We start from the raw sequence: 21,829 nt of genomic DNA on the forward strand, positions 1-21,829 counted from the left end.
TCGAAGCAGGAATCTTCCGAGGGAAGCCCGGCCTGCCCGAGCCTGGGAGGCTCAGACCGGCCGGGCTCCCACATGCCGGACCGCCTCTGAGGCCAGGCGGAGCGCGGCGCGCATGGCTTCCGCCGGGGAGCCGCCGGTGAGGCGGGCGCCGAGCCAGCCCGCGGCGAAGGCGTCCCCGGCCCCGGTCGTATCCACCACCGGCACCCGCGGCGCCGGTGCCCGTCGCAGGGCGCCCCTGCGGTCGGCCCAGACCGCCCCGTCCCGCCCCAGCTTGACCACGGCCTCGCCGTACCGGTCGGCCAGCTCCAAGGCCAGCGTCTCGGGTGAGCGCCGGCGACCGCGCCCGCCGCCGAGCACCTCCGCCTCTTCGCGGTTGGCGAAGAGGAGCGAGGCACCCCCGCTCCAGCGGAACCAGGACGAGGCCCCTTCCCGCGCGAGGAGAGAGGCTGAGGCGGCGTCCACGCTGACGCTCATGCCGGCTGCCAGCGCGAGGCGGATCGCCTCCCGGCCGGCGGCGCGCGGGCCCGGATCGAGCAGGACGTACCCGGAGAGGTGGAGGTGGGCCCCGGGCACGAAGAGGGCGACGGGCAGGTCGGCCGGAGCCAGCGCCAGGTTGGCACCGCGATCGGTGAGCATGCTTCGCTCGCCCTCCGCATCGACCAGGAGGACGATCAGGCCGGTGGGCCTGCGGGAGTCGCGGGCGAGATGGACCCGGACGCCCAGGCGGGCGAGCTCGCGCTCCTGGAGGTCGCCGAAGGGGTCGGCGCCGGCGCGCCCGACGAAGTGGACCTCCAGGGCTGCGCCCGAACGCGCCAGCCAGGCGGCCGTGTTGGCCGCCGACCCCCCCGGCCGGGGCTCGATGCGGGCCGGCGTGTCGCTTGCCCAGGCCAGGGGAGCCTGGATCCGGACGACGAGGTCGGTGACGAGATCGCCCACCGAGAGCACCCTTCGCGGCCCCGGCGGCCGGGCCCCGGGAAGGGTCGGCCGGCCGCCTTCCCCCCTGCTCACGGGCGGGACGGGCGGAGCGGGCGGCCCGCCCAGGCGACGGCGATGCGCGCGGCCAGCCGGGCGTTGCGGAGGACGATCTCCCGGTTGACGCGCAGGCTCTCGCCGCCCGTCTCCTCATGGAAGCGTTCCAGGAGGAAGGGGGTGACCCCCTTTCCGCGGATGCCCCGCTCCTCCAGCTCCTTCAGCGCCTCGGCCAGCACCCGGTCGTGGAGGAGCGGGTCCAGCTGCTGCTCGGGCGGGATCGGGTTGGCGATGACGATGCCCGACTCGCGGGCCAGCTCGAAGTGGGCGGCCAGGAGCGCCGCCGCCTGGTCCTCGCTCTCCACGCTCCAGTCCAGGCTCTGGCCGCTGTCGGTGAGATAGAAGCCGGGGAAGCGACGCGTCCGCCAGCCTACCACCAGGACACCCAGCGTCTCCAGCCGCTCCAGCGTGGCGGCGACGTCCAGAATGGACTTGACCCCGGAGGAGACCACGGCCACGGGCGTCTCGGCGAGCGTGACGAGATCGTTCGACTCGTCCCAGCTCTCGCGGGCGTCCCGGTGGACGCCGCCCAGCCCGCCGGTGGCGAAGAGCCGGATCCCCGCCTTGGCCGCCAGCCAGGCGGTGCTGGCGACGGTGGTGGCACCGTCGGTGCCCAGGGCGATGGCGGCTGCCAGGTCGCGGACGCCCAGCTTGGGAACCTCGGGGCGGGCGATCCGGTCCAGTTCCTCCGGCTCCAGCCCGACGGTGGCCACGCCCTCCACCACGCCGATGGTGGCGGGGACCGCGCCTTCCTCCCGGACGATGGCCTCCAGCTCCCGTGCCACCTCCAGATTCTGCGGCCGCGGCAGGCCGTGGGCGACCAGCGTCGATTCCAGGGCCACCACGGGGTCGCCCCGCCGGAGCGCCTGTTCCACCTCGGGAGCGACATGGATCACCCGGTTGGTCGGTTGCACCTTTTCCGTTCACCTCCAGCCGCCCGCCGGGCGGGCGGCGACTCCGACCTAGCCTACCATCCTCGCGGGCGGCTCCGCGGGGGAAGCGGGGGGAGGAGAAGCGGGGGAGGAGGCGGTCAGCCGGCTCCGCCCCGGAGGGCGCGGACCGCGCGGAGGACGGCCTTGCCTCCCTCGCCGAGGAGGAGCACCAGCACGAGGGCGAGGAGGACGACGGCCCAATCGCCGGGGGAGAGCGCGGCCGTGCCGAAGAGCCAGCGCAGCCACGGCTGCAGAAGGATAGCCAGCCCCAGGAGGGCCGAGAGGCCGACCGCGCCCAGGAGACTGCGGTTGGCCAGGGGTGCCAGGCGGAAGAGACTCTGCTCGATGGAGCGGGCGTTGAAGGACTGGACCAGCTGGCCGAAGGCCAGGGTGGCGAAGGCGAGCGACTCCGCCCGCTCCACGGAGCCGGTGGCGTGGCCCCAGGCGAAGACACCCAGGGCCAGGAGCCCGAGGCCCACCCCCTGGACCAGGAGGAGGGGCGCCATGCTGCCGGCGAAGAGGCTCTCGCGCGGGTCCCGCGGCGGGCGGTCCATCACGTCGGGCTCCGGCGGCTCCATGCCCAGGGCCAGGGCGGGGAGCGAGTCGGTCACCAGGTTGAGCCACAGGATCTGGACGGGCGTGAGCGGCGAGCCGAGCCCGAAGAGGATGGCCAGGAAGATGGCCGTGATCTCGCCCACGTTGCAGGAGAGCAGGTAGTAGATGCTCTTGCGGATGTTGGCGTAGATCACGCGCCCCTGCCGGACCGCCTCCACGATGGTGGCGTAGTTGTCGTCGACGAGCACCATGTCGGAGGCTTCCCTGGCGACGTCGGTACCGGTCCGGCCCATGGCACAGCCGATGTCGGCGCCCCGGAGCGCGGGCGCGTCGTTGACGCCGTCGCCCGTGACCGCCACCACCTCACCCCGGGCTTGGAGCGCCCGGACGATGCGGAGCTTGTGCTCCGGGCTGACCCGGGCGTAGACGCGGACCCGGCCGACCGCCTCGGCCAGGGCGTCGTCGTCCAGCTCCTCCACCTCCCTGCCCGTGAGGAGGCCGGAGCCGGTGCCCCCGCGCGAAAGGGCGGTTTCGGCCCGCCCGCTGCGGGCGGGCTCCTCCTCGAGCAGGCCCAGCTGCCGGGAGATGGCGGCGGCGGTGGCAGCGTGGTCGCCGGTGACCAGCAGCGTCCGGATGCCGGCCCGCTGGGCGAGCCGGACGCTCTCCCGGGCCTCGGGGCGGAGAGGATCGGCCATGCCGACCAGGCCGAGGAAGACGAGCCCGCGCTCCACCTGCTCCGCCTCCATCGGCCCGGGTGAGTGGCTCCACACCCGTTCGGCCACGGCCAGCACCCGCAGCGCCTGCCGGGCCAGCCTCCGGTTGGCCTCCAGCCAGCGCGCCCGCTCCGGTTCGTCCAGGGGCAAGAGGCCGCTCGGGGTCCGGATCCGGTCGCACAGCGGGAGGAGGAGGTCGGGTGCCCCCTTGGTCAGGGTGCGCCACCCTCCTTCGGGATCGCGGTGGAGCGTCGTCATCCGCTTCCTGTCGGAGTCGAAGGGGAGCGCGCCCTCGCGGGGCCAGCGGGAGAGGAGGCGGGCCGGGTCGAGCCCGTTCTCGGCGGCGGCCAGGAGAAGCGCCCCCTCGGTGGGGTCGCCCACCACCTCGGGCATGCCGTCCTCGCCTCGCTCCAGCCGGGCGTCGCTGGCCAGGCAGGCCGCGGACAAGAGACGGCGGACCGGCTCACGGAGCGCCTCCTCCCCGGGAGAGAGGGGGTGGCCTAGCCGCTCGGACTCGCGCCGGTGAACGCCCGCGGGCCGGCCTTCCGGATCGGGCACCAGCAGCTGTTGGACGGTCATCCGGTTCTGGGTGAGCGTGCCGGTCTTGTCGGAGACGATCACCGTCGCGGTCCCCAGCGTTTCCACGGCCGCCAGTCGGCGCACGATGGCGTTCCGCTCGGCCATGCGCCGGACGCCCAGGGCGAGGACGACGGTGACCACGGCCGGAAGCCCCTCCGGGATGGCGGCCACGGCCAGGCTGACAGCGGTCAGGAGCATCTCCAGCCAGCCTAGCCCCCGGAGAAGGCCGGCAGCGAGGACGAGCGCGACCAGGAAGCCCGCGGCGGCCCCCAGCGTCCGCCCCACCTCGGCCATACGGCGCTGGAGCGGCGTCCGCTCCTCCGGTTCCCGGGCGACCAGCCCGGCAAGCCGGCCGAAGGCGGTCCGGCTTCCCGTGGCCACCACCACGGCCCGGCCGTTCCCGTAGGTGAGCGTGGTCCCGCTGAAGAGGAGGTTGACCAGGTCGCCGACGCCCTCCGGCGGCGGCCCGGTCAGCGGCGCTGCCTGCTTCTCCACCGGGAGCGACTCGCCCGTCAGCGGGGCTTCGTTGACTCGCAGGGCCGTGGCCTCGATCAGCCGGGCGTCGGCCGGGACGCGGTCGCCTGCCTCCACGTGGATCAGATCCCCGGGCACGAGCTGGCTGCTGGGCACGGTGCGCAGCCGGCCGGCGCGACAGACGCGGGCGGTGGGAGCCGTCATGCGCCGCAGCGCCGCCAGGGCGGCCGCGGCGCTCTGCTCCTGGCTCGCCCCGATCAAGCCGTTGAGAAGGACGACCACGGCGATCACCGCCGTGTCGACCCACTCGCGGAGGAGCGCCGAGAGGAGGGCAGCCGCGAGCAGGATCAAGACCAGGGGCTCCCTGAGCTGGTCGAGGAAGAGACGGGCGAAGCCGCGCTCGCGCGGCTCGGGCAGCGCATTGGCCCCGTACCGCCGGAGCCTCGATCGCGCCTCGGCCTCGTCCAGCCCCAGGTCGGGGGAGGTGCCCAGGCGCTCGAACAGTGCCGGGGCGTCCAGCCGTGCGTAGGCGGTCAGCTCGTCCACGACGGACGGGGGTGCCGGCTCGGCAGGCGCCTCCGCCCGGGTCGGATCCGTACCCTGCTGGCGTTTCATCGCTGTCCACGCTCCTTGACGTGCCGGCGGGTCGCGGGAGGCTTGCGCGTTCCGCCCGCCTCCCTCCCCGCAGCATGGCCGGACCGGGGCGCCTCCACACGGGGGGCCTCCACCCCCGGGCGACGGCACAAGCCGTGCGCCACCTGGGCGCACGGCCTGCGCTCGTCCCGGCGGCCCGGCTTGACCCCGCCCGCCGTCTTCCCAGCCGCCACCGGACCGGAGAGAGCGGCGGGAGGGCCGACCGCTAGAGGAGCTTCTGCGGCACGCCCCCTGCCACGACCAGGAAGCGAAGGTAAAAACCGCCTACCAGCACCAGCACGGACTCCAGCGCCAGCCAGAACGGCTGCCTCAGCACCGGCGAGAGCGAGCCGACGCGGGTGAGCAGCTGGAAAAGAATGGGCAGGACGAGTCCCGCCCCCACCACCGCCAGCCAGAAGGCGGCGGCGAAAGGTCCACGGACCAGGAGCTCGACCGAGAGCCGCGCCGCCTCCGGCCCGTTGGCCGCGAAGTAGAGGAAGAGCGCGAGCAGCACCGCCTCGGTGACCACCAGGCCCAGGTGGAGTCCCTGGAAGGACTCCACGTCCTTCCAGACCTCCCGCGAGACCAGGAGCCCGCCGAGGAAGGTCGCCGCCATCCCGGTCGAGCAGGCGGAGACGACGAAGAGGACGGGCAGCAGCGCGCTGTTCCAGAAGGGGATGGCCTGGATGATTCCCAGCAGCACCCCGGTGTAGAGCGCGACGCCCACGGCGAAGATCGCGGTGAGCGGTGGGAGCCAGCGCGGCCGTCCGAGCCCCACCAGGTAGCCGTAGCCGTCCAGCGCGGAGAGAATCAGGAAGATGCTCAGGATCCACGTGCCCAGGGTCATGATCGACTCCGGGTGCGTGTAGAGCCCGAGGATGCGGAGGGGGTGCATCCGCCCCGCGCCCAGGTCGAAGACCAGCAGGGCGGTGCCCACGGCCACCAGCGGCGTCGCCAGCCAGCGGCCCATGGCGACCAGCACCGGGGAGGTCTTGCCCCGCTCGCCCCACCAGGCGGTCAGGTAGGCCCCCGCGCCCGCCCCCGCCAGGAAGAGATAGACCATCACCGGCCAACCCCAGATCGTCTGCGTGGTGCCCTGCACGTCCGGCATCCGGCTCACCCCCGTCAGAAGACGTAGTAGACGCTGGGCCTGGTGCCCAGGTCCGGCCGGAGCGGCAGCGCGTGCCGCTCGGCGATGGCCCGGCTCACTTCGCTCCCGGGGTCGTCGAGGTCGCCGAAGATGCGCGCGTGGCCGATACAGGTCTCCACGCAGGCGGGCTGGAGCCCCTGCTTCACCCGGCCCGTGCAGAAGATGCACTTGGCCACGGTGCCTTGCGCCTCGTCGAACTGTCGGGCGCCGTAGGGGCAGGCGGTCATGCAGTAGCGGCAGCCCACGCAGCGCTGGTAGTCCATCTGGACGGTGCCCGTCTCCGGGTCCTGGTAGGTGGCCCCGGTGGGGCAGACCTTGACACAGGGCGGGTCCTGGCACTGCATGCACTGGACCGGCAGCGTCACCCGGCGGACGGCCGGGAACCTGCCCGTCTCGAAGCTGCGCAGGTGGACGCCCGATTCGCCCGGCGGCAGGCGGTAGAGCGTCTCGCAGGCCACCGTGCAGGCCGAGCACTGGGCGCACATGGTCAGGTCGATGAGCATGCCGTAGCGGGCCACGGCTCACACCACCTTTCGCACGGTGACCAGCGTCTCCGCCGTCGCGCAGGCCCCGGAGTAGGGCGCCGAGCGGATCGGCGCCAGCGCCGCGTCGGAGGCGCCCTTGCCGTAGGCCAGGCGCTGGGCCGGTGAGATGCAGCCGAAGCCGTGCGCCATCCAGACCGCCTCCGGCACGATTCCCTCGGTCACGTGGGCGCGAAGCCGCTCCCGGCCGACCTCGGAGCGGACCTCCACCAGGTCGCCCTCCCGGATACCCAGCGCGCGAGCCCGGCTGGGGTGGATCCAGAGCTGGTTCTCCGGCATCAGCGCGTGCAGGTAGGCCAGGTTCTCGGTCGAGGTGTGGGTGTGCATGGGCACGTGGCCGGTGATGAGGCGGAAGTTGGTCTTGCCGTCGGGCTCCACCAGGGGCGGCTCCCAGACCGGCACGGCCGGGCCTCCTGCCTTCTCCATCGCGGAGGAGGCGAGCTCGATCTTGCCCGAGGGCGTCTTGAGCGCGAGCGGCTGGGGTGGCGAGGGCGGCAGCGGGAGCGTCACCTCGCGCTCCGCCAGATCGGCGGGTTGGAGGCCCAGCGGGGCCAGCATCGCCCGGTTGTACTGGTCGAGCGTGTAGGAGAAGTAGCCGCCCAGACCGGTGGCCTCCGCCAGCCGGCGGATGATCTCGTCCTCGCCCAGCGTGTCGTAGAGCGGCCGGATCGCCGGCTGGGGGAGGACCAGCTTGGTCCCGGAGACCTGGACCGGGCCCAGCCGCTCCAGGTAGGTGGACTCGGGAAGGACATAGTCGGCGGTGGTCCAGGCGGTGTCGCTCATCTGGTGGTCGATCACCACCACCAGATCGAGCCTGCGGAAGGCCTCGATCACCCGCGCGCCATGAGGATAGGCGCGGACCGGATTGGTGTGGTAGACGATCACCGCCCGCACGGGGTAGGGCTTCCCGCTCTCGATCACCTCGGGCAGGACGTGGGCCCGTCCCATCCCTTTGGCCAACGGCCACTCCGGTCCGCCGGCGCCGTCGAAGCGGGGGAGCTTCGGCGGCTGGGGCGCCGGCTGGAGCAATGGGAGCGACTTCTCGTCGGGCAGGGGGGAGGGACCCGGCAGCTTCAGCCCGCCCTTCTTCCCCAGGTTGCCCAGGAGGGCGTTGAGGCAGGCCGTGGCCCGGGTGAGGGCGACGCCGTTCCAGTACATGCCGCCCTGGGGACCGTGCCAGCCGGGGTCGACGAAGGCGGCCGGCGCCGCGGCAGCCAGCCCGCGGGCGATGCGGGCGATGGTGGCGGCGTCGATGCCCGACCGCTCGGCGGCCCACTCGGGCGTGTAGGGCTGCACCGCCTGGGCCAGCTGGTCGAAGCCGACGCTCTGGGCCACCGCGTCGGGACTGTACAGGTGTTCCGCGATCAGCACGTGGATCATGGCCAGGGCCACGGCCAGATCGGTGCCGGGCCGCACGGGCAGCCACTCGTCCGCCACCGCGGCGAAGTCGCTCAGGCGCGGATCGAGGGCCACCAGGTGGGCGCCGTTGCGGTGCGCGGTCATCAGTCCCTGCACCTGGGGGTTGGAGATCCCGTCGTTGATGCCGCGCCCGAAGGAGACGTAGTAGCGGGTGTTGGCGTAGTCACCCGAGGGGACCGCGCCGACGGTGGCCACCCAGCCCACGTTGCGGCTGGAGAAGCAGGTGGGCGCATGGCTCGTCCAGTTGGGCGAGCCGTAGGCGTTCATGAAGCGCTGCTCCCAGCTGGCCAGGACCTCCGGGTGCGTCAGCCAGACCAGCGCCTGGGGGCCGTCCTTCGCGCGGATCTCCTGGAGCTTCTGGCCGATCTCCTGGAAGGCCTGATCCCAGGAGATGGGGCGGAGCCGGCCCGAGCCGTCCCGTTTGAGCGGCTGGCGGACGCGGTCGGGGTCGGTGACCACCTGGAGCCCCGCCTGCCCGCGGGCGCAGAGCCTTCCTCGGCTGATCGGGTCGTCGGGGTTGCCGGAGATGCGGGTGATCTGTCCCTGGGCTACATGGATCAGGATGCCGCAGTGGGTGGAGCACATCTGGCAGATCGACGGCACCAGCCTCTCGGCCACCGGGGTGCGGGGAGCGGCGGCCCGCGCCTCCGGCAGCGAGCGCGGCCGGTGGACCAGGCTGCCCGCCACCGCGAGACCGGCCACCGTGGCGGCTCCGGCTCCGAGGAAGCGCCGGCGCGTGATGCGCCGCTCCTGGATGCCGAACTTGCTCATGAAGCGGACCCCCCCTTGCCGGAAGATCCCTTGCCGGAAGATGACAAGAAGCCGACATTCGACTGCGCCAGTGTTGCCGATCGCTTTACAGAAACCAGTCTCCTTCACGACGGGACGTGGTGGAATCCGACGCAGGCGGGATCTGGACGCGGAGGGATCGGGCTTCAGGAACCCCGCGGGGGTTTGTGGGAGAGGTGGCCCGCCGGCCGTGGATCCGCCGGGGACCGGATCGAGCCGGCGGCGAGGAACCGAGGATCGGTGCTTGACCAGGCGGAATCTGTGCAAAGGGAAAACCGGCTTCCGAGGCGGGCGGGACACGGAGAGACGGGGCAGGCGAGGAAGACGCCGGCCGAGGCAGCGCTGAACCCGCTAGGCGGATCCTTCGCCGGCCTTGTCGCCGTCGATGCGGACGATCTCGAAACGAACGATCTCCCCGTCGGGAAGGCGCGCTTCGGCCACCTCGCCGGGGCGGCACCCGATCAGCGCCCGTCCCACCGGCGAGTCCGCCGAGATCAGTTCCTCCACGGGACCGCCCTCGGAAGCCCCCACCACGCGGAAACGGAGAAGCTCCCCCGTGGACAGGTCGCGCACCTCGATCCGGGAGCCCAGTCCCACGGCCCCCTCGGGCTGGGCGGTGACCACCTCCGCGTTCTGAAGGAAGGACTCCAGCTCCGCGATCCTCCGCTCCAGGCGGTGGTGCTCGGCCAGCGCCTGCTGGTAGTCCTCGTTGTTGACGAGGTCCCCGAGCTGGCGCGCGGCGCGGAGCGCGTCCGCCACCTCGCGCCGACCGACGGTCTTCAGACGGCGGAGCTCCTCCTGGATCTGCTGGAGGCCCTCGGGCGTCACCTGAGGCATTCGATCACCGGTGTTAACTTTCATGGACGCCTTCCGGTATCCTGCTGCGGCCACTCCGGCCCTCCGGCCGGCCTGCCGGGGCTCACGCGGGACGGAGCAGCGCCACCGTCTCCACGTGCAGGGTCTGGGGGAAGAGGTCCAGCGGCTGCGCCGCCATCAGCGTCCAACCCAGCGGCAGCATGGTCTCCAGGTCCTCTGCCAACGCCTCGGGATTGCAGGAGACATAGACGACCCGCCGCGGGCGCAGGGCGGCGATCCGCTCCATCACCCTCCTGCCCGCGCCCGAGCGGGGCGGGTCGAGGAGGACCAGGCTGGGCCGCCACCCCTCCGGGAGCGGCGCCGCACCCAGAACCTGCGCCCACGGCCGCTCCCCGCTCAGCCCGGCGAGGAAGGCGCGGACCTTGGCGGCGACCCAGCGGGCGTTGCCCAGGCCGTTGGCTGCGGCGTTGGTCCGGCCGGCCTCCGCCGTCGGCTCCACGGCCTCCACCCCCACCGCCTCTCCCCCGGGACCCACCGCCCGCGCAAGGGGGAGCGTGAAGGTGCCCAAGCCGGCGTAGAGGTCGAGGGCTCGTTCCCCCGCCACGGGCTCGGCCAGCTCCAGCGCCGTCTCCACCAGCCGTTCCGCCTGCGCGCTGTTCACCTGGAAGAAGCTCTCCGGCCCGAGGCGGAAGGAGAGGCCCAGGAGGCGTTCCTCCACCCTGGCGCCGCCCCGGATCACCTCCGGCGGGCGGGGGAAGTGGAGCGCGTCGCCCGGCTCCTCGTCCTCCACCCACTGCAAGGAAGCGAACCCCTCGACCGCCGCCAGCCGCCCGCCCAGCCGCTCCAGCGCCTCCCGCCAGCGCGCCTCGCCGCCCTCCAGCGCCGCCGGCGAGGCGGTGGCCAGGAGCACCATCAGCTGGCCGGTGGCCCCGGAGGCGCGGAGGAGCAGGTGGCGGAGGAAGCCGCGGCCGGCTTCCTTGTCGTAGCCGGGCAGCCGCTCGGTCTCGGCCCAGCGGGCGACGACGCCCAGCGCCTCCTGGATCGGGGGGAGGGCGATGGGACAGCGCTCGAGCGGCACCAGCTCGCGCCAGCGGCCGCGCCGGTGGAGGCCGGGCCGCCCCTCGGGCGAGAAGGTGAACTCCATCTTGTTCCGGTAGGCGTAGCTCCTCGGCGCGCCCAGCGCAGGCCGCACCCGCTCGGGCGGCACGCCCACGCGGGCCAGCGCCGCCCGCACGCGCTCGCGCTTCCAGGCGAGCTGGGCCGGGTAGCTGGCGTGCTGAAGCACGCACCCGCCGCAGAGGCCGAAGACCGGGCATCCCGGCTCGACGCGCTCGGGGGAGGGCTCGACCAGCTGCGCCGTCCGCAGCCGCCAGGCAGATCCGCGCCGGCGGCGCCGTGGTGCCCTCGCCGGCGCGGGCTCGAGCTCCACCTCCACGCGCTCGCCGGGCAGGAAGCCGTCGAGCTCCAGTGCGCCCGCACCGGGGAGCGGTTCGGTGAGGGCGCGGCCCTCCGCGGTCCATGCCGCCACCCGGACCGCGCGACGGAGGGCGGGGGGGACCTCGTGCCCGGGTTGGCCCTGCCTCTCTTCCGCGCCCATGGCGTCGGGATTGTACGGCCGGCATCTCGGCCGCTGCAAGGGAGGCGGCGCGGTGCGCGACCATCCGCACAGGAACCCGCCTCCGCTTCGCCATCCGACCTTTCCGGCCGACTGGCCAGCGACGGCGAGGCCAGCGCCTGCGGGGCGGCTCCCGCTTTGAAACATTGTGAAACAGAAGTGAAGCGCACTTGCTCGGCCTCCCTGCATGTGAAAACGGATATTGCCAGCTGCTGTCCGAGATGGTATTGTTTCACAAAGAAGCAGGATGTTTCAGGAAGTGGTCGAGTGCGACGGTGGACGACGCGAGAGGTGGCGAGGTTGGCCGGTGTCTCCCCCGCTACCGTCTCCCGGGTGCTCAACCATCGGGAACTGGTCTCTCCCGAGCTGGCCGAGCGGGTGCGCTCCGCCATCGGGCGGCTTGAGAAGAGGGGAGCCCGGGCGGGCGTCGCCTACCGGGTGGGCGCCGCCTTCCCTCGCCGGATCGCCGCCCTCGAACCGGAGCCGGTAGGCGGTGCCTTCTACGGTCCAGTGCTGATGGGTGTGGAGGAGGTGCTGCGATCCAGCGGACATGACCTCTCGCTGTTTACTTACGATCCGGCGGACATGGTCTCCCTGATGGAGCAGCGCTCTCGCCTCGACGGTCTCGTCCTGCTGGGCGCCGATGTGCCGGAGGAGCTGGCGCGGCGCGCTGCCGCCGAAGGCCTGCCCGTCGTCGTGGTCGACAAGCAGGTGCGGGGAGCCGATTCCGTCGTCCTGGACAACGTGGGCGGGGCGCAGGAGGTCACCGCCCACGTGCTCGGCGCCGGTTACCGGTCGCTGGTCTACGTGGCCGAGACGCTGGAGGATCGCAGTTTTGCGGCCCGTCGCGAAGGGTTTGAGCGTGCGGTGCTCGCAGCCGGCCAAACGGTGCAGGCCCGTTCCGTGGAGGTGGGACGGGGCTGGCAGCGGGCCCCGGAGTTGGTCACAGAGCTGGAGGAGGAGGGGAGGTTTCCCACCGCGGTCGTCGCCGGAAACGACATGACCGCTCTCCACATCCTTTCTCTGGCCAAGGCGCGAGGTCTGCAGGTGCCGGCGCAGCTGGGGGTTGCCGGCTTCGACGATATCGCGCTGGCGGAGCAGACCGAGCCGCCGCTGACCACCGTGCGGGTGGACAAGGTGGAGATGGGGCGCCTGGCAGCCAGGCGGCTTCTCGACCGGATCGAGTTTCCCAGCCTGCTGCCGGTCACCGTGACCATGCACGTCGCTCTTGTCGTCCGAGGTTCCACGCTGCGTCCCGGACATGACGAAGCGAGGTGATCGAGGTGTTCGCAAAGCGCAGCGGTCATCGTTCCCTGGCTGTCGTTGCGATGCTTGCCCTCCTCCTGGCCGGCTGCTCCGCCGGGGGCTCGCAGGAAGCCGGGACCGCGGGGTCCAAGACGGGTTCCCCGTCGGAGAAGGTTCGCGTGGTCTTCTGGTCGGCTCCCAATCCGACCCAGGAAAAATTCTGGCGCACCATGGCCCAGGAGTACATGAAGGACCATCCCGGCGTCCAGGTGGACGTCTCGCCGATGCCCGAGTCGCCCTCCTCGGAGGCCGGCATCCTGACGGCGCTGGCCAGCGGGACCAAGCTGACCGCCTCGGAGAATGTCTTCGTCGGCTTTGGAGCGCAACTGGTCAAGAGCCAGGCCATCGTGCCCCTGGACACGCTCCAGGGCTACAGCGACCTGATCCGGTCGCGGAAGGCCGAGCAGCTGGTCGCAGGCTGGAAGTTTCCGGACGGGCACCAGTACATCCTGCCCCTCTACTCCAACGCCATGCTCTACGCCTGGCGGATGGACATCCTGAAGCAACTCGGCTATCAGGAACCCCCGCGAACCTATGGCGAGATTCTCGCCCTCGGACAGAAGCTGAAGTCCAAGTACCCCGACAAGTACGTCCTCGCCAGGAAGGTGCTGGTTGATCCCAACTCCTGGTGGGAGCGCTGGTTCGACTTCTTCACCCTCTACGATGCCGCCAGCGACGGCGCGCCCTTCCTGAACGGAACGGAAGTGGTCGCGGACCGCGCCGCCGTCACCAAGGTCATGTCGTTCTACAAGGAGCTGGACGACAAGGGCTATCTCCTGACGAAAGATGCCACCGATCCCTTCGAGACCGGCCTTGCGGTCTGGAACGTCGTCGGCCCGTGGACGCTCCCATATTGGAAGGAGAAGTATCCGGAGCTGAAGGTGGGCGACAATGTCGTCCTGACCCCCCCGCCCGTTCCCGACGACTTCCCGGCGGGCAAGACGCCCAAGACCTTTGCGGACTCGAAAGGGGTCGTGATCTACAGGAACGCCTCGCCTGCGGAACAGCAGGCGGCTTGGGAGTTCATCAAGTGGGTCCTCTCGGATCCCCGGCACGACCTGACCTGGCTGGAGATGACCGGCCTGCCGCCGGCCCGCGGCGACCTGACCACCGATCCTGTCTTCCGACAGTACCTCGCCCAGAACCCGGGTCTCGCGCAGTACGCCGGGGCGGTGCCGACCGGGGTGCCGCCCATCCAGAACGAGAAGTTCGCCGATCTCTACACGCTGATGGGCGAGCGCCTCATGGTGCCGGTCCTCACCGGCCGAAAGAGCCCGGCGCTGGCGTTTGACGATATGAAGGCCGCCTGGGCGGAGGTCCTGAAGCGGTGACAGCCCGGCACTACTACGAGGTAAGGGGGTGGCTTCTGGCCTCCCCCTACCTCCTCTACACGCTGGTCTTCTTCGCGGTACCGCTGGTCTGGGCGCTCCAGCTGGCTGGCATGGACTGGAACCTGATTGCGCCCCAACGCACCTGGGTAGGCTTCGGCAACCTGGTCGAGGCCCTGCACAGCCCGCGGATCTGGGCGGCCTTCGTCAACACGTACAAGTTCCTCGTCCTCTTCTTGCCGCTGGTGCTGGCCCTCTCCGTCGGCATCGCCCTCCTGGTCAACGGCTTGCCGCGGGGCGGGCACTGGTTCACGGTCCTCTTCTTCCTGCCCTACCTCTCCAGCGGCGTCGCCACCTCGCTGGTGATACAGGGGTTGATCGCCGTCAACGCCCCGCTCAACCGCTGGCTGGTCTCGGCCTTCGGCTTCAGCCCGCCCTGGCTGGAGAGCCCCGGCTGGGCCACGGTGGTCATCGTGGTGCTCATCGCCTGGAAGTTCTCGGGCTACTACGCCCTCGTCTACCTGGCCGCCCTCCGGTCTCTGCCCAGGGAACTCTGGGAGGCGGCCGCCCTCGACGTCCCCAGCGCCTGGCAACGCTTCTGGCGGGTCACCTGGCCCAACCTCTACCCGGCCACCTTCACCGTGACCGTCTTGGCCACGGGGCTGATGTTCAGCGTCTTCACGGAGCCCTATGTCCTGACGCAGGGCGGCCCGCAACTGGCGACCCATACGTGGCAGCTGGAGATCTACTATCAGGCCTTTGCCAACTTTCGAGCCGGCTATGCCTCGGCCGTCGCCCTGCTCAACGCCGTGGCCACCTTCGCCGGTGTGGCCGTGGTCCGATGGTTGATGAACCGCTGGGGGCGCGCACATGGTTTCGAGCCATAGGCGACTCCGGACAGGCGGCCTGTACGTGGCGGCTCTCCTGGGCTCCGCGGCGGCGGTCTTTCCCTATCTCTACATGGTGTTGCAGTCGCTCGCGCCGTGGGACGAAGTGGAGAGGGTCATCTGGCCCAGCCGTCTCACCCTGCGCTCCTACGTCTGGCTCTTCACGGGCGGCGAGACGGGCCTGGCCAGGCCGTGGCTGCGGGCGCTTTTCAACAGCTTCCTGGTCAGCGGCGCGGACACCCTGGCCATGGTCGCCTTTGGTGCGATGGTCGGGTATGCGCTCTCCCGGATCCGTTTCCGGGGCGCTCGCTGGATCGAATCCTTCCTTATGTTCCACATGTTCTACCCGGCCATCATCCTGATCATCCCCACCTTTCTGATCATCCGGTACCTGGGTCTCTACGACACCTACCTGGCCATGATCCTCCCCAAGGCGGTGAGCGTCTGGGCGATTTTCATGTACACCACCTTCTTCCGAAGCATGCCCGAGGAGCTCCTGGACGCCGCCAGGGTGGACGGCGCCGGTGAATGGACGGTGGTGACGCGGATTCTTTTGCCCATGAGCACGACCCTGACCACGGTGGTGGCCCTGGTGCTGTTCATGGAGCGTTGGACGGAGTTGCTCTGGGACCTCCTCGCCGTCAAGAGCTATAAGTATATGACGCTGAACGTCCTGCTGGCGACCATGAAGGGGCCGTACGGCATCTACCCGGGGCCGCTCTATGCGGCGAGCGTGGTGCTGACGCTTCCCGTGGTCATCCTTTTCCTTCTCTTCAGCAGGCGCTTCTTCTCGGGCTTCCATTACATCTTCCGATAAGGCCAAGAGGTGTGCAGAGATGATCGAACCGGTGGGTGTCGGTGCGGTGGGGCTCGGGGGTTTCGGACAGTTCGCCCTGGCGGCTTTGACGAAGGCCCCCGAGGTGAGGCTCGTGGCGGTCTACGATGAGGAAGCGGAGCGGACGGCCAAGGTCGCCGCCCGCCACGGAGCGGCGCCCTGCGGAAGTTATGAGGAACTGCTGGCGCACCCCGGGGTCGAAGTGGTCTATCTGGCCACGCCCCCGGCCCACCATGGGCCGGCGGCCATCGCGGCCCTGGAACGGGGCCGGCACGTCTGGGTGGAGAAGCCCCTGGCCACCTCGCTGGCGGAGGCCGAGGCGATGGCGCGGCTGGCATCCTCCCGCCGCCTGCGCGTGGGCGTGGACTACGTCCTGCGTTACAATCCGATGTACCGTCTGGCCAGGTTTCTGGGCGAGGCGGGCTTCCTCGGCCAGCTGCGCCATCTCTCGCTGGAGAACGACGCCGCCGACGACCACCTGCCCCCCGACCACTGGTTCTGGGATGCGGGCGTCAGCGGGGGCATCCTCGTGGAGCACGGCGTCCACTTCTTCGACATCGCGGCCTACCTCAGCGGCGCCGAGGGCGAGTGGGAGTCCAGCCAGGCCTGGGTACGCCCACGCCGCCGCCTGGTGGACCGGGTCGTGGCCCTGGTGCGGTTCGGTGACGTGCCGGCCACTTTTTACCACGGCTTCGACAAGCCCCGTCGGATCGAACGCGCCGAGTTCCGCCTGGCCTACGACGTGGGCTACGTGACCGTGAAAGGCTGGATGCCGTCGGCGCTGGAGCTGGAGGCTCTGGTGGACGAGACGGGCCTCTCCCGGCTCCAGGAGGTCGCCGGGCGCATGGCGCTCGACTGCGGCGCCGGGCGCTCGGCACCCGTCCGGGTCGAGCTCGACCTCGCCGAACCGTACCAGGGGGGTGAGCAGCGGATCCTGGGGCGCGAGCTCGAGCGCAGGGTGACCCATCGTGTCCGCCTGGCCGTGGAGTCGATCGACGGGAAGGAAACCACCTACGCCCGAGCGATTGAGGCCGCCGTGGCCGACTTCGCCCGCGCCGTCCGCGAGCCGGAGCACACGCCGGAGGTCACCCTGGAGCAGGCGCTCTCGAGCCTGCGCCTGGCCCTCGCCGCCAGCCGGGGCGCCGCGATCCGCGAGCCGTCATCGGACGCGGGCGCATGAGCCGATTTCGATCTCCGACATCGAGCCGGGGACGACGGGGAGGTCGACCATGGAACGGTTGCGGCTGCGGCGGCTCTCGGAGAGGCCCATCTTGACACCGCTTCCCGAGCACGAGTGGGAACGGGCCGCGGTCTTCAACGCGGCCGCCATCTACGACAACGGTCTGGTCCACCTGCTCTACCGTGCCAGCAACAACGCCTTCGACCTGCGCAGCGACCGGCCCCGGAAGGAGGCGAAGTTTGTCTCTTCCATCGGGTACGCGGTCAGCAGCGACGGCATCCACTTCGCGAGACTGGACCGGCCGGTGCTGACCGGGGTGGGGGAGCAGGAAGCCTGGGGTGTGGAGGACCCCCGCGTCACCAAGATCGGTGACACCTACTTCCTGCTGTACACCGCCTTCGGCGGACGGGACTGGATGGATTACCGTCCGGCCATGTGCTGGTCGAAGAACCTCCTCGTCTGGGAAGGGCACAAGGTCCTGCTGGAGGAGCCCAACAAGGACGTGGCGCTCTTCCCGGAGTGCGTCGGCGGGCGTTACGTCCTCCTCCATCGCCGGGCGCCGCACATCTGGATCGGCCTTTCGACCGACCTGGAGCACTGGACCGATCATCGCATCCTGATGCGGGCCCTTCCCGGCTCCTGGGAGAGCAAGAAGATCGGCATCGCCGGTCCTCCCCACAAGACCGAGGCGGGGTGGGTCCTCTTCTACCACGCAGTGGACGACCAGAACGTCTACCGGCTGGGTGTGGCGCTCCTCGACCTGAGGGATCCGACCCGGGTGCTGGCCCGCTATCCCTACCCGGTCCTGGAGCCGGAGACACCCTGGGAGCGCCGCGGCCTCGTTCCCAACGTGGTCTTCTCCTGTGGGTCGGTGGAGATGGACGGCGGTTTCTACGTCTACTACGGCGGTGGCGACAGTGCCCTCGGGGTGGCCGCCGTCAATCGTACCGTCCTCCTGGATCACCTGACGGCGGAGTCGCGGCTGGCGCGCTCGGGGCGGAGCGCCTGACGGGCCGGCGGGACGGCCGGCTTGGCAGCGGTCGCGGAGCGGAGGATGGGTCCCCGGCGGGGGTGCGGCGACGGGAGGTGAGCCGCCCCTTCCTTCGCGGCGGCCATGGCGCCGGCGCTCCGGGTGGCTTCCTCCCGCGCGAACGCGCGCGTCGACCGTCTATCGCGGCGGGCCGCGGCCGAACGTACGGGCAAGAGGTCGGTTCCCCGGCCGGAACGGCGGCCCCGCTCACCGCCGAGGAGTCACGGAGGGACTGCGCTGCAGCACACGGGCCGCCGGGAAAGCCGGGTCGGCTCCTCCCGGCGGGAGGAGCCGACCCCGGATCCCTTGTCCTGAGCCGATTTTCTGGTAGGCCCGGTGGGGCTCGAACCCACGACACCCTGATTAAGAGTCAGGTGCTCTCCCAGCTGAGCTACGGGCCTGCGCAACCTGGTAGCGGCGGGTGGATTTGAACCACCGACGCAGCGGGTATGAACCGCTTGCTCTGCCACTGAGCTACGCCGCCGGAGACCAGGAGCCATTATAGTCGCCCGGACGCCATGCCACAAGCAGCGGCCGGGCGCCGCCGCGACAGGCGCCGGGATCGCGCGGTCAGTCCTCCAGGGTGGAGACGTCGCCGGGCTCGAGGCCGAGCTCCTGCGCCTTCAGGAGCCTGCGCATGATCTTGCCGCTCCGCGTCTTGGGCAGCCGATCGACGATCTGCACCGATGCCGGTGCGGCGATGGGTCCCAGGACGTCGCGCACGTGAGCGATCAGGGCGGCGGGCAGCGATTCCGAAGGCTCGACGCCCGCCCGCAGGATGACAAAGGCCTTGATCGCCTCGCCCTTGACCGGATCGGGTACGCCCACGACGGCCGCCTCGGCCACGGCGGGGTGGCTGACCAGCGCGTTCTCCACGTCCGCCGTGCCGATCCGGTGGCCGGCGGGGTTGAGCACGTCGTCCGAGCGGCCGAGGAACATGAAGTAGCCTTCTTCGTCGCGCTGCGCCAGGTCGCCGCTGGCGTAGACGCCGGGGATGGCCTGCCAGTATTCCTCGTAGCGCTGGGGGTCGTTCCAGATGGTGCGGAACATGCTGGGCCAGGGCCTGCGGATGACGAAATGACCGCCGGTGTGGGGCGGGACCGGCCGGCCCTGACCGTCGACCACGTCGGCGTCAACGCCGATCAGGGGCCGGCCGCACCAGCCGGGTTTGACGGGCAGGGCCAGGGGGGTGCCCACCATCGGCGCGCCCGTCTCCGTCTGCCACATGTTGTCCGCCATCCAGGCGCGACCTTCGCCGCAGAGCGTCTTCCAGGCCCAGCGCCAGGCCTCGGGGTTGAGGGGCTCGCCCGCGCAGGTCAGATGGCGGAGGGTCGACAGGTCGTACTTCCTCGCCCACTCGTCACCGAACTTCATGAGCATGCGGAGGGTGGTCGGCGCCGTGAAGAGGCGGGTCACGCCGTACTTCTCGATCAGCCGGTAGATCGTACCGGGGTCGGGGTAGTCGGGGGCGCCTTCGCGGACCAGGCAGGTGGCCCCCACCACCAGCGGCGCGTAGACGATGTAGCTGTGACCGACGATCCAGCCGATGTCCGAGGTCGACCAGAAGAGATCGTCGTCGCCGATGTTGTAGAAGGCCTTGGCATGGTAAGCCGTTCCCACCATGTAGCCGCCGTGGACGTGGACCGTGCCCTTGGGCCGGCCGGTGGTCCCCGACGTGTAGAGGATGAACAGCGGATCCTCCGCGTCCATCGGTTCCACCGGGCAGTCGGCGGAGGCCGAGGCCACGATCTCGTCGAAGTCGACCTCGCCGGGAGCCAGCGGTGCAGGTGGCGTGCGGCGACGGTGGACGATCACCCGCTCCACGAAGTCCAATCCCTCGAGCGCCTGGTCGACGACGGGCTTCAAGTCCACCGTCCGGCCGCGGCGGTAGCCGACGTCGGCGCAGACGACCACCTTGGCGCCGGCGTCCTCGACCCGCTGGCGCAGGGCGCTCCAGCCCAGGCCCGCGTAGACGACGCTGTGGATGGCGCCGATGCGTGCCGTCGCCAGCATGGTGGCGATGCCCTCGGGGGTCAGCGGCATGTAGATCACCACGCGGTCGCCGCGGCCGACGCCCTGTGCCTTCAGCGCGTTGGCGATCCTGGAGACCCAGCGGTGGAGCTGCGCGTAGGTGAAGACGCGCTGGCTCCCGTCCTCGCCCTCCCAGAAGAGCGCCACCTTGTGGCGGCGGCCGTCGTCCAGGTGGCGGTCGAGGGCGTTGGCGACGATGTTCGTCTTGCCGCCGACGAACCACCTGGCGTAGGGGTACTCCCACTCGAGCACCTTCCGCCAGGGTTGGAACCAGGTGAACTGCCGGGCCACCCCGCCCCAGAAGGCCTCCGGCTCCTCCACGGAGCGCCGCCACGTCGACTCCCAGTCGCGAACGTACGCTTCCTCGAGCAGATGCGGAAGCGGGGGATGGACCTCGTTCACCCGCGTCAGCGCTTCCAGGTCTCTCCGCTCCTCCGCTGTCAAGGGATCTCACCTCCCTGGCCTGCCGGATTCGTTGCCGAAACCCGGATACCTGTTTCGCAAGACGGGAAGGGTGCCTTGCCCCGGAGGCCGCCTGGGGAGGCGGATGGCTCTCGTCGCCGGCTTCTCCCCAGGACGACGGCATGTCATGATGGGGAGCGACAGGGGGTGGCAGGGTGCCCGGCAGCTCTGCAACGCGACGTTCGGGCGGGGGCGGACGTTCGACCCGGGGTCGACGCCGGCCCGTCGCCTGGATCGCCCTGGGGGCCGTCCTGGTGGTCCTGCTCGTCATCGTGGGAGCCGCGATCTGGAAGGAAGGCGGTCCTGGCGGCGGCTCGAAAAGCCCCGCTGTCCGGACGCAACCCCCGTCCGGCGCGGGCGGGGGAGCGCCCGTCTCGGAGGCGATGCTCAGGGAGTTGACCACGATCCCCGCCAGCACCTTCGACGCGGCCGGCGGCGGCCAGCTGCCGTCGCCCCAGCTGGCACCCGCGGGCACGCGCGTGCCGGACGCTCCCGGCGCGGGCGGCAAGCCGACGCTGCTCTACGTGGGCGCCGAGTTCTGCCCCTTCTGTGCCTCCGAACGGTGGCCGCTGGTGATCGCCCTCAGCCGCTTCGGGACGTGGCAGGGGCTGGAGCTCTCGCGTTCCTCCTCGCAGGACGTCTTCCCGGACACGCCGACCTTCACCTTTCTCCATGCCAGCTACAGCAGCCCCTATCTCGCCGTCCGCGCCATCGAGATGGCGGGCCGCGTGCCGGGTCCCGACGGCCGGTACCCGCCGCTCCAATCGCCCACGCCCGAGGAAGCGGACCTGGTCCGCCGCCTCGATCCCGACGGATCGATCCCCTTCCTCATCGTGGGGAGGACGTACTGGGTCGGCTCGCCGCTCTCGCCGGAGGTCTTGAAGGGCAAGACCTGGGAGGGCTTCGCCCGGGAGGTGGCGCAGGGGAAGACGCCCGCGGCCAGGGCCACGCTGGCCGTGGCCAACCAGATGACCGCCGCCATCTGCCGGGTGACCGGCGGCCAGCCCACCGAGGTGTGCAACTCGCCTGCGGTCCAGGGGGTCCGGCTTCCGTGAGCGGCGAGCTCTCCCCTTCCGGCACCCCGGGCCGCCACCGGTCGGCCGGGCCGGCCCCGACCCTGGCCGGCCGGCCGCTGGCCATCCGCCTGGGGCTGGCCGGTGCCGGTGCCGCCGTCTCCGCCTACCTGACGCTCCTCCACTGGGCGCCCCGGGCGCTGGCCTGCCCCCGCGCCGGGCTGGTCGACTGCGGCACCGTGCTCGACAGCCCGGCGAGTCTCTGGCTGGGCATCCCCGTGGCGATCTGGGGCCTGGTCTGGTTCCTGGTGGCGGGGGTGCTGGCCTGGCGCGCCGCCAGCGGTCTCCGCTTCCTCTGGGCGGGGGCGGGCGCCGTGGCCGTCCTGGGCCTCGTCTACACCGAGCTGTTCGTGGTCGGCGCCCTCTGCCTCTGGTGCACCCTGGTCCATCTCCTGGTGCTGGCGCTCTTCGCCCTGGAGACGGCCAGCTTCGCCAGCGGTGCATAGAGTGGA

At 71.2% G+C, this 21,829-nt stretch carries 17 protein-coding genes and 2 tRNA genes; 8 read left to right on the top strand and 11 right to left on the bottom strand.

The window, feature by feature from the left end; genetic code table 11:
- Nucleotides 1-51: 51 nt before the first annotated feature.
- The 8 genes from QJR14_01270 to rlmD all read right to left on the bottom strand — a co-directional run bounded on the left by QJR14_01270 (nt 52) and on the right by rlmD (nt 11,159).
- Nucleotides 52-936 (bottom strand): sugar kinase, encoded by an 885-nt coding sequence (locus QJR14_01270; protein ID MDI3316251.1) that lies wholly within the window; start codon nt 934-936, stop codon nt 52-54.
- 68 nt (nt 937-1,004) lie between these two features.
- Complete coding sequence (locus QJR14_01275; GenBank protein MDI3316252.1) at nt 1,005-1,943, bottom strand: pseudouridine-5'-phosphate glycosidase; 939 nt, start codon at nt 1,941-1,943, stop codon at nt 1,005-1,007.
- Nucleotides 1,944-2,059: 116 nt separating this feature from the next.
- Nucleotides 2,060-4,897, bottom strand: a complete 2,838-nt coding sequence (locus tag QJR14_01280) for a cation-transporting P-type ATPase (protein MDI3316253.1) — start codon at nt 4,895-4,897, stop codon at nt 2,060-2,062.
- A 244-nt stretch (nt 4,898-5,141) separates the two neighbouring features.
- Entirely contained in the window at nt 5,142-6,026 is an 885-nt protein-coding gene (gene nrfD / locus QJR14_01285) for a polysulfide reductase NrfD (GenBank protein ID MDI3316254.1), read from the bottom strand.
- A gap of 14 nt (nt 6,027-6,040) precedes the next feature.
- Complete coding sequence (locus QJR14_01290; GenBank protein ID MDI3316255.1) at nt 6,041-6,583, bottom strand: 4Fe-4S dicluster domain-containing protein; 543 nt, start codon at nt 6,581-6,583, stop codon at nt 6,041-6,043.
- 3 nt (nt 6,584-6,586) lie between these two features.
- Nucleotides 6,587-8,797 carry a molybdopterin-dependent oxidoreductase gene (locus QJR14_01295; GenBank protein ID MDI3316256.1) on the bottom strand — a complete coding sequence of 737 codons (2,211 nt, stop codon included), beginning with the start codon at nt 8,795-8,797 and terminating at the stop codon, nt 6,587-6,589.
- A gap of 369 nt (nt 8,798-9,166) precedes the next feature.
- Nucleotides 9,167-9,652, bottom strand: a complete 486-nt coding sequence (gene greA, locus QJR14_01300) for a transcription elongation factor GreA (protein ID MDI3316257.1) — start codon at nt 9,650-9,652, stop codon at nt 9,167-9,169.
- Nucleotides 9,653-9,734: 82 nt separating this feature from the next.
- Nucleotides 9,735-11,159, bottom strand: a complete 1,425-nt coding sequence (rlmD, locus tag QJR14_01305; GenBank protein ID MDI3316258.1) for a 23S rRNA (uracil(1939)-C(5))-methyltransferase RlmD — start codon at nt 11,157-11,159, stop codon at nt 9,735-9,737.
- Nucleotides 11,160-11,537: 378 nt separating this feature from the next.
- On the opposite strand from rlmD, the gene QJR14_01310 reads away from it, so the two are divergent.
- The 6 genes from QJR14_01310 to QJR14_01335 all read left to right on the top strand — a co-directional run bounded on the left by QJR14_01310 (nt 11,538) and on the right by QJR14_01335 (nt 17,790).
- Nucleotides 11,538-12,524 carry a LacI family DNA-binding transcriptional regulator gene (locus tag QJR14_01310; GenBank protein MDI3316259.1) on the top strand — a complete coding sequence of 329 codons (987 nt, stop codon included), beginning with the start codon at nt 11,538-11,540 and terminating at the stop codon, nt 12,522-12,524.
- Nucleotides 12,525-12,670: 146 nt separating this feature from the next.
- Nucleotides 12,671-13,882 carry an extracellular solute-binding protein gene (locus tag QJR14_01315; protein ID MDI3316260.1) on the top strand — a complete coding sequence of 404 codons (1,212 nt, stop codon included), beginning with the start codon at nt 12,671-12,673 and terminating at the stop codon, nt 13,880-13,882.
- Nucleotides 13,879-14,766: a sugar ABC transporter permease gene (locus QJR14_01320; protein MDI3316261.1), complete on the top strand. Its 888-nt coding sequence runs from the start codon at nt 13,879-13,881 to the stop codon at nt 14,764-14,766. The genes QJR14_01315 and QJR14_01320 overlap by 4 nt, the downstream gene beginning before the upstream one ends.
- Complete coding sequence (locus QJR14_01325) at nt 14,750-15,583, top strand: carbohydrate ABC transporter permease (protein MDI3316262.1); 834 nt, start codon at nt 14,750-14,752, stop codon at nt 15,581-15,583. The genes QJR14_01320 and QJR14_01325 overlap by 17 nt, the downstream gene beginning before the upstream one ends.
- Before the next feature lie 19 nt (nt 15,584-15,602).
- Entirely contained in the window at nt 15,603-16,781 is a 1,179-nt protein-coding gene (locus QJR14_01330) for a Gfo/Idh/MocA family oxidoreductase (protein ID MDI3316263.1), read from the top strand.
- 49 nt (nt 16,782-16,830) lie between these two features.
- A complete protein-coding gene (locus QJR14_01335; GenBank protein ID MDI3316264.1) occupies nt 16,831-17,790 on the top strand; it encodes a glycosidase in 960 nt (319 codons plus the stop codon).
- A 346-nt stretch (nt 17,791-18,136) separates the two neighbouring features.
- Here QJR14_01335 and QJR14_01340 read toward each other — a convergent pair.
- The 3 genes from QJR14_01340 to acs all read right to left on the bottom strand — a co-directional run bounded on the left by QJR14_01340 (nt 18,137) and on the right by acs (nt 20,244).
- A tRNA-Lys gene (locus QJR14_01340) sits at nt 18,137-18,212 on the bottom strand.
- Nucleotides 18,213-18,220: 8 nt separating this feature from the next.
- Nucleotides 18,221-18,295 (bottom strand) — tRNA-Met (locus tag QJR14_01345).
- An 86-nt stretch (nt 18,296-18,381) separates the two neighbouring features.
- Nucleotides 18,382-20,244, bottom strand: a complete 1,863-nt coding sequence (gene acs, locus QJR14_01350; protein ID MDI3316265.1) for an acetate--CoA ligase — start codon at nt 20,242-20,244, stop codon at nt 18,382-18,384.
- A 455-nt stretch (nt 20,245-20,699) separates the two neighbouring features.
- Between acs and QJR14_01355 the strand changes: the two genes are divergently transcribed.
- Entirely contained in the window at nt 20,700-21,359 is a 660-nt protein-coding gene (locus QJR14_01355) for a DUF929 family protein (protein MDI3316266.1), read from the top strand.
- Nucleotides 21,356-21,823: a vitamin K epoxide reductase family protein gene (locus tag QJR14_01360; protein ID MDI3316267.1), complete on the top strand. Its 468-nt coding sequence runs from the start codon at nt 21,356-21,358 to the stop codon at nt 21,821-21,823. Before QJR14_01355 ends, QJR14_01360 begins: the two co-directional genes overlap by 4 nt.
- Nucleotides 21,824-21,829 lie beyond the last annotated feature (6 nt).

Source organism: Bacillota bacterium (genome assembly GCA_029961055.1).
GTDB lineage: Bacteria > Bacillota > Sulfobacillia > JAIMAT01 > JAIMAT01 > JAIMAT01.

Coding starts and splice junctions, on each gene's coding strand:
- QJR14_01325 (MDI3316262.1), top strand. CDS start 14,750: ATGGTTTCGAGCCATAGGCGACTCCGGACAGGCGGCCTGTACGTGGCG.
- QJR14_01295 (MDI3316256.1), bottom strand. CDS start 8,797: ATGAGCAAGTTCGGCATCCAGGAGCGGCGCATCACGCGCCGGCGCTTC.
- QJR14_01335 (MDI3316264.1), top strand. CDS start 16,831: ATGGAACGGTTGCGGCTGCGGCGGCTCTCGGAGAGGCCCATCTTGACA.
- greA (MDI3316257.1), bottom strand. CDS start 9,652: ATGCCTCAGGTGACGCCCGAGGGCCTCCAGCAGATCCAGGAGGAGCTC.
- QJR14_01330 (MDI3316263.1), top strand. CDS start 15,603: ATGATCGAACCGGTGGGTGTCGGTGCGGTGGGGCTCGGGGGTTTCGGA.
- QJR14_01280 (MDI3316253.1), bottom strand. CDS start 4,897: ATGAAACGCCAGCAGGGTACGGATCCGACCCGGGCGGAGGCGCCTGCC.
- nrfD (MDI3316254.1), bottom strand. CDS start 6,026: ATGCCGGACGTGCAGGGCACCACGCAGACGATCTGGGGTTGGCCGGTG.